Genomic DNA, 6,763 nt, shown 5'->3' with positions numbered 1-6,763 from the left:
ACGCTGGACCAGGTCCAGGCCTGGAGCGCGGCGCTCGCCCCGCTCCGTGCTGTCTGACGGACACGCCGGCTGCACAGTCTGAAGGTCTGAGGGGGGCGCCTGGCGAGGCGGCCCCCTCAGTCGAACCGCCCGCCACGGGCGATTCCCGACACGACGGACAGGCCTTCGGTGTCAACGGCGCCGCCGAACGGCCATCGGTCTGTCGGGGCATGTGGTGACCCCCGGTTGAGCGATCAGGCTCCCGTACGCCTGCCCGGCACGTGACCCGCGAAGCGCGCAGCCCCGCCGGTGCCGGCACCGGGCGCGGGGTACGCGGTGCGAATGGAACATCCGAAGATTCCGGGCGGCCTGCCCACCGGTCCCAGACCGCCGGATCCGGCTTCTCCACGCGGACCCGACATCCGCTCGTTGAACCACCGAGCCGCGCGACGCGTACCGACTTCTGCCGGACCAGGACATGCGTCCAGGGTTTCAGCACGTCAGGATGGTCGAGTGGCCCTTCTCGGCGGGAACCCGTCAGCACCACGCACAGCAGGACACTAGGAGCCAATCGCATGAGTACTTCAGCTCAGATCGGCGTGACCGGCCTCGCGGTCATGGGGCGCAACCTCGCCCGGAACTTTGCCCGCAACGGCTACACGGTTGCGCTGCACAACCGGACCGTCGCCCGGACGAAAGCTCTCGCGGAGGAGTTCGGTCACGAGGGCGACTTCGTGGTGGCCACCTCCGCAGAGGAGTTCGTCGCAGCGCTGGAGCGACCGCGCCGCCTGGTGATCATGGTGAAGGCCGGGGATCCGACTGATGCGGTGATCCAGGAGTTCGCCCCGCTCCTCGAACCCGGTGACATGATCATCGACGGCGGCAACGCGCATTTCGCGGACACCCGCCGTCGGGAGCACGCACTGCGCGAACAGGGCATCCACTTCGTCGGTACCGGCGTCTCCGGTGGCGAGGAGGGCGCGCTCAACGGGCCGAGCATCATGCCCGGTGGTTCCAAGGAGTCGTACGAGTCCCTGGGTCCCATGCTGGAGAAGATCTCCGCGAAGGCAAAGGACGGCTCGCCGTGCGTGACGCATGTGGGCCCGGACGGTGCCGGGCACTTCGTGAAGATGGTGCACAACGGCATCGAGTATGCCGATATGCAGCTGATCGGTGAGGCCTACCAACTGCTGCGTGAGGTGGCAGGGTATTCGCCCTCGCAGATCGCGGACATCTTCCGCACCTGGAACACCGGGCGCCTCGACTCATATCTGATCGAGATCACCGCCGAAGTCCTGTCCCACGTGGACGAGGTGACGGGCAAGCCGTTCGTGGACGTGGTCCAGGACCGTGCCGAGCAGAAGGGCACCGGCCGCTGGACCGTCCAGATCGCGCTCGACCTCGGCGTCCCGGTCTCCGGCATCGCGGAGGCCGTCTTCGCGCGCTCGCTGTCCGGGCACGCCGATCTGCGCGAGGCCTCCCGTGGGCTCGCCGGACCGAGGGCCGAGCAGCTCGGTGAGTCCGAAGCCGCGGCCTTCGCCGACCGGGTCGAGCAGGCGCTGTACGCGTCGAAGATCGTGTCGTACACGCAGGGATTCCACGAGATCGCCGCCGGTAGTGACGAGTACGACTGGAATGTCGACCTCGGCTCCGTCGCCTCCATCTGGCGCGGCGGGTGCATCATCCGCGCGGCCTTCCTCGACCGTATCCGCGCCGCCTACGACGGCCGGCCCGACCTGCCGAGTCTGCTCGCCGACGAGACGTTCGGCCAGGAGATCGCGGGGGCCCAGGACGACTGGCGTGAGGTACTGGTCGCGGCGACCCGGCAGGGCGTCCCAGCACCCGGCTTCGCGGCGGCCCTCGCCTACTACGACGCTCTGCGCGCGGAGCGGCTGCCTGCCGCGCTCACCCAGGCGCAGCGGGACTTCTTCGGCGCGCACACCTACCGGCGTACGGACCGGGACGGTTCGTTCCATACGTTGTGGGGCGGAGACCGGTCCGAGGTGACGGCGTAGGCAGCCTGCCCTCGGCTCGAGCTGCACCGGGCTGCGCCGACCGGCGCCAGCCCGGTGCAACAGTTCCCGGTCGATTCGGCGGCCGGCGAGCGCTGGCCGACCGGCCCCGGGGGAGAGGGCTGCCCAGCACACCGCGTCATGCCTCCTGGCTCCGAAAGGTGGTGCCGACGGAGATTCTCCCGCCCGATGGCACTCATAAGGTGACGCGAGGGGAAATCAACCCGTCGTCGCTGTCCCGGTCCCTCGTTGGCTGCCTTCCGCGGCGGAGGGGCTCGCTGGTCCTGAGGCGGGCGCGGCGAGTGGCGCCGCGTCCAGCAGGACGCTCGCGGCGGCGCGCGCGGTGGTGGCGGCGGCGGGGTCGCGATCCATCCGTGCGGACTGCGATGCACCGTCGTACAAGAGGTGCAACTGGCGGGCCAGCTCCTCGGGCGCCGCGTATCCCGCCTCTGTGGCAAGTGCCGTGAGCAGAGTGCGCAGCCATGACCTGTTGCTTTCGGCGGCGCGTCTGACCGAGCTGTTCTCCGGCGCCTCGGCAGTCGCCCGGGCGAACGCGCAACCGTTGTATCCGGCTTCGGTGAACGCCTCGCCCTGTGCGTCGAAGACTCCGAGGAGCTGCTCGCGCGGGGTCCGGAAGCGGGTCAGAGTACGGGTGATCCGATCCCGGATACGGACGCTGCGGTGGTCCAGATAGGCGCAGACAAGACCTTCCTTGTTGCCGAAGGTGTTGTACAGCGATGCCTTGGCCACACCAGCGTGCTCGATCACCCGGTCGATGCCGACGGTCTGCACGCCCTGGCGGTAGAACAGCTCGTCAGCGGCCTCGAGCAGACGCTCACGCGCCGACGACTTGGTCCCGGCTCTGGGCGCCATGGCCATCACTCCTTCAGACAGTTCTGTCTACTCTACCTCTACGACACTTACGAGTCGATGGTCCTCGGCCTGGGCCGTGTCCTCGGAAGGGACACCGGCGGGAACCACGGTTCGCGCCGTCGGCTCCGCCCGCCGACCGCTGCGCAACAGTCCGGGAAGCGCAGCGAGAGCCAGCACGATGACTGCCGCACCGTACTCCCTCGCGGTCAGCACCAGCCCGCCGTGCACCACGAGGACGCCGCCGATCACGGCCGGCAGGCCCAGCCCCAGGTAGCACACCACGTAGAGAAGAGACAGCATCCCGGCACGTTCGTGCAGCTCGACCTGTGGCATCACGAGCCGGATGCCGCCCTGGAATCCGCCGCCGAAACCGAACCCCGAGACAGCGGCTCCCACGAAGAAGCCGACCACGGAGGCCGTGCCGCCGTTGCCCGCGGCTATCGAGACCACGGTGATCACCACGCCGACGACCAGGGTGCTCACTCCGATCAGCATGACTCGGCGCGTCGCCTTGGTCCGCAGGACCAGCACGGACAGTCCGGCGGATCCGGCGAGTACGAACAGGGGCAGGCCGCCCCACACCACGGAGCTGGAGTGCACCAGGGTCCGGGTGATGGCAGGTCCCAGCGCTCCGTACAGGCCGGTCAGCGCCCATACCGCGAACAGGACAGGTGCCGCCGTCACCACGGAAGCGCGTGCGGACTTGGGCATCTTGATCTCGGGGACCAGACTGGCCAGTGCGCCCGGCTTGCGGCTCGCGGTCTCACGCAGGCCGAGCACGGCAAACGCCTGGAGCACGAACACGCCGAGCAGCACGAAGTAGACGAGCCGGGTCGGCCCGGGCAGATACTGCACGATCAGCCCGGAGACCAACGCGCCGCTGGCTGTGCCCAGTGTGGGCGCCAGGGAGTTCAGGAAGCCTCCCTTGCGGGGGTTGATGTCGAGCATCCCGGCACCGAGGGCCCCGACCGCGGCACCTGTGCTGATCCCCTGGATGACGCGGGCGACGAGGAGCGAGCCAACTCCGCCGGCGGTGGCGAACACGATCATCGCGACGGCCTGCCCGATGAGGCTGACCAGCAGAACGGGGCGTCGGCCCACGTGGTCGGAGAACTTTCCGAAGATCAGGAGCGATGCCAGCACGGCCACCGCGTAGACACCGAACACGACGGTGATGGTGATCGGTGAGAATCCCCAGTGCGCCTGGTAGATCGCGTAGAGCGGAGTGGGCGCGCTCGACGCGGCCAGCAGCGACACCAGGATCGAGGCGAGCAGGCCCAAGGAAGCGGCCGGCCCCAGGGCCCGGCCGTCCCGCGCGGCATGCGCCGGAGCGCGCCTGGGCGAGCTGTGTGCGGGGGTCCCTCGAGTGGCGACGGACGCGGTTCTCATGAATCACCCTCGGTGCTGGACGGACAGGATTGGCTCCATAGTAGACAGGTCTGTCTAGCAACGAGGGTTTTCATGCTGTGAGTCGCGTCGCACGGCGAGTGGCGCCCGCGATCACCTCACTGTGTGCATTCGACTCCGGTCATTACGTCATGGCGACGTGATGGTGGTGAGTGCCTGCCGGTGACGCGCAGCACTGTGGAGCTTCAGGTGTGCAGCTTCTGCAGCCGGAGGAGTCGGCTGCGGGAGTCACCTGTACCGGGGCAGGTGTGAGCGCGGTACACCGGTTGGCGTACCGCGCTCACACCTGCGTACGTCGTGTCGACGGGCTCGCGCCGCCCCTCTTCGTGACCTGCGGCCTCCGCATCACGCGATGTGGACAGGAGCGGGCCGCGCGTTGTTACGGCCGACCCGCAGGGGTCTTACGCAGCCTGCCGCTGAATCCATTGCGTACCCACCACGCCGACATGGCGATGAGCGCGACCGCCAGGAGCAGGCACGCGCCCGTCGTCGCCCACTGCAGGGGCCAGAGGTCCGAGACGGGATGGTATTCGGCCCAGCGTCCCGAGATGCCGTGAGAGCTGAGGCAGTGGCCGAGGTGCTCGGCGGCGAAGCAGTCCCAGGCTTCGGGCACGTGCCGGCCGTCCGGAGACAGCGGGCCGTCCGCCACGAGCCAGGCGTCGTCGGGGACCGGTGGCGTGGTTGTGTGCTGGCGGATTGCCGTGTGGTGGGGGAGGAGGTAGGGGCGGACCCACTCGATCACTGCGAAGAGCCCACCGCCGAGGGCGAGCGTGGCGCCCATGGCCAGGACCGTGCGGCGCAGGAAGAGCCCCATTGTCATGCCCAGCAGATAGAGCAGGACACTCAGGCCGACGACGACAGGCCCCACTCCGTAGAAGGGGTACCAGAACTGCCACAGCTGGTAGCCGGCCGTCTTGACGATCGGATGCCACCACCAGGTCATGGCGGCTGCCATGACGCAGCTGATGATCACGACCATGGCCAGGGGCACACACAGCTTCGCCATGAACCAGCGCATGCGGGTGACGGACTGCGTGGCGACCGTACGGTATGTCCCGGATTCCAGTTCCTGCGCGAGCTGCGGGCCACCGAGGAACAGCCCGAACAGGAAGGGGAGCAGGAGCATCGCCTGCAGCGGGCGCCGGATCGGGTTCTGGTAGTCGTGCTTGAACGCCACGATGTCTCTTGCGCAGTCGACCGAGTCCGAGTGCGCATGGCAGGCCTGCAGGTGCTGTGCGTTGACGGCCTCAGCCACGTTGTGGTGCTGGATGACGGCGTAGACCGCGAGTGCGGCTGCGGCCGCGAGCCCGATCCAGAAAGCGGTGCGGTTCTGACGCCAGATCAGCCAGGTCAGTCCGCTCAACCTAGGGCCGCGGCGGGGTCGGTCTCGTGTCTGCTGGTCACCGGTCTTCACGCCGCCACCTCGCTGCCGCTGGCGACCTGTGCGCTCGGCGCGAGCAGAGTCGGCGCGTCGGGCGTTCTGAGGTAGCCGATCACGAGTTCCTCGAGCGTGGGAGGGATGAGGCCGGAGTCCGGCGGCAGTGTCGGGTCGGTCCGGACCAGCGAGGTGATCTGCCCGTCTCCGGCGGACGTCGCGATCACCGTGTGTCCGTCGAGGCCCTGCCGGTGACGTGCTTCGTCGAGGGAGCCCGTGGCGAGCCGGCGGTGCTGTGCGAGGAGGACGTCCACCTCGCCGGCCAGGCGGACCGTTCCGCTGTTGATCAGCACGAGGTAGTCGCAGGCGCTCTCCAGCTCTGAGACCAGGTGGGAGGACATCACGACGGTTGAGCCGTTCCTCCGGGCCTCTTCCTGCAGGAGTTCTGTCATCTGGTGACGAACCAGGGGATCCAGGTCGGCCATGGGCTCGTCCAGAAGCATCAGCAGGGGGCGTTTGCCCAGAGCCAGGGCGAAGGCGACGCGTGTGGACTGCCCGCCCGAGAGAGTGCCGACTCGGGCGCTCATGGGAATGCCGCCGGCCTCGACGACCGACTCGGCCGTCTCCTGGTGCCAGGTGGGGTTGAGCTCTCGTCCCATCCGGAGGATCTCGTGCACGCGGAAGCGCGAGTAGAGGGCTTTCTGCTGGCTGAGGAAGGCGGTGCCCTGACGGGCTTCGGCGCTGCCGGGATGGTGGCCGGACAACGCGATCGTGCCGCTGGTCGGCTCGGTCAGATTGGCGGCCATGGACAGCAGAGTCGTCTTGCCGGCGCCGTTGGGGCCGACGAGTGCGCAGACGCGCCCGGCGGGAAGGCGGAAAGAGGTGTCGTGCAGCGCCCACCCACGCCGGTAGCGCCGTCCCAGTCCGACGGTCTCGATCGCGGGGACGGCAGGGGCCTCGTGGCCCCTGGGGGATTCGGTCATGACGTACTGGCCTGTGGTCTTTCTGTAGGGAAGATTCAACCTGGATCCACCGGCTTGATTCCGGAGTGATCGTTTCGGGGTTGTCTTGGCGGTCGGCGAGATGATCTGGCTGTTCGGGCAGGGGGTATCCGCTG

5 protein-coding genes are annotated in these 6,763 nt (G+C 68.6%); 1 reads left to right on the top strand and 4 read right to left on the bottom strand.

Going from position 1 to position 6,763, the window contains the following annotated elements; all coding sequences use genetic code 11:
• Positions 1–554: 554 nt before the first annotated feature.
• Positions 555–1,994 carry an NADP-dependent phosphogluconate dehydrogenase gene (gene gndA / locus ACFU5K_RS30870; RefSeq protein WP_384067747.1) on the top strand — a complete coding sequence of 480 codons (1,440 nt, stop codon included), beginning with the start codon at positions 555–557 and terminating at the stop codon, positions 1,992–1,994.
• A 216-nt stretch (positions 1,995–2,210) separates the two neighbouring features.
• On the opposite strand, the gene ACFU5K_RS30865 is transcribed toward gndA, so the two are convergent.
• The 4 genes from ACFU5K_RS30865 to ACFU5K_RS30850 all read right to left on the bottom strand — a co-directional run bounded on the left by ACFU5K_RS30865 (position 2,211) and on the right by ACFU5K_RS30850 (position 6,629).
• On the bottom strand, positions 2,211–2,864 hold the full coding sequence (locus ACFU5K_RS30865) for a TetR/AcrR family transcriptional regulator (protein ID WP_384067744.1): 654 nt from the start codon (positions 2,862–2,864) through the stop codon (positions 2,211–2,213).
• 27 nt (positions 2,865–2,891) lie between these two features.
• Entirely contained in the window at positions 2,892–4,253 is a 1,362-nt protein-coding gene (locus tag ACFU5K_RS30860) for an MFS transporter (RefSeq protein ID WP_384067741.1), read from the bottom strand.
• Between the two features lie 397 nt (positions 4,254–4,650).
• The gene (locus ACFU5K_RS30855; protein ID WP_384067739.1) at positions 4,651–5,634 is read right to left on the bottom strand and encodes an ABC transporter permease; all 984 of its coding nucleotides are present in this window, start codon (positions 5,632–5,634) and stop codon (positions 4,651–4,653) included.
• Between the two features lie 47 nt (positions 5,635–5,681).
• Entirely contained in the window at positions 5,682–6,629 is a 948-nt protein-coding gene (locus ACFU5K_RS30850) for an ABC transporter ATP-binding protein (protein ID WP_384067736.1), read from the bottom strand.
• Between the last annotated feature and the right edge of the window lie 134 nt (positions 6,630–6,763).

The organism is Streptomyces sp. NPDC057428, assembly GCF_042803195.1.
GTDB lineage: Bacteria > Actinomycetota > Actinomycetes > Streptomycetales > Streptomycetaceae > Streptomyces.
The sequence above is the reverse complement of the archived record's forward strand: the minus strand, read 5'-3'. Positions and strand labels throughout refer to the sequence as shown.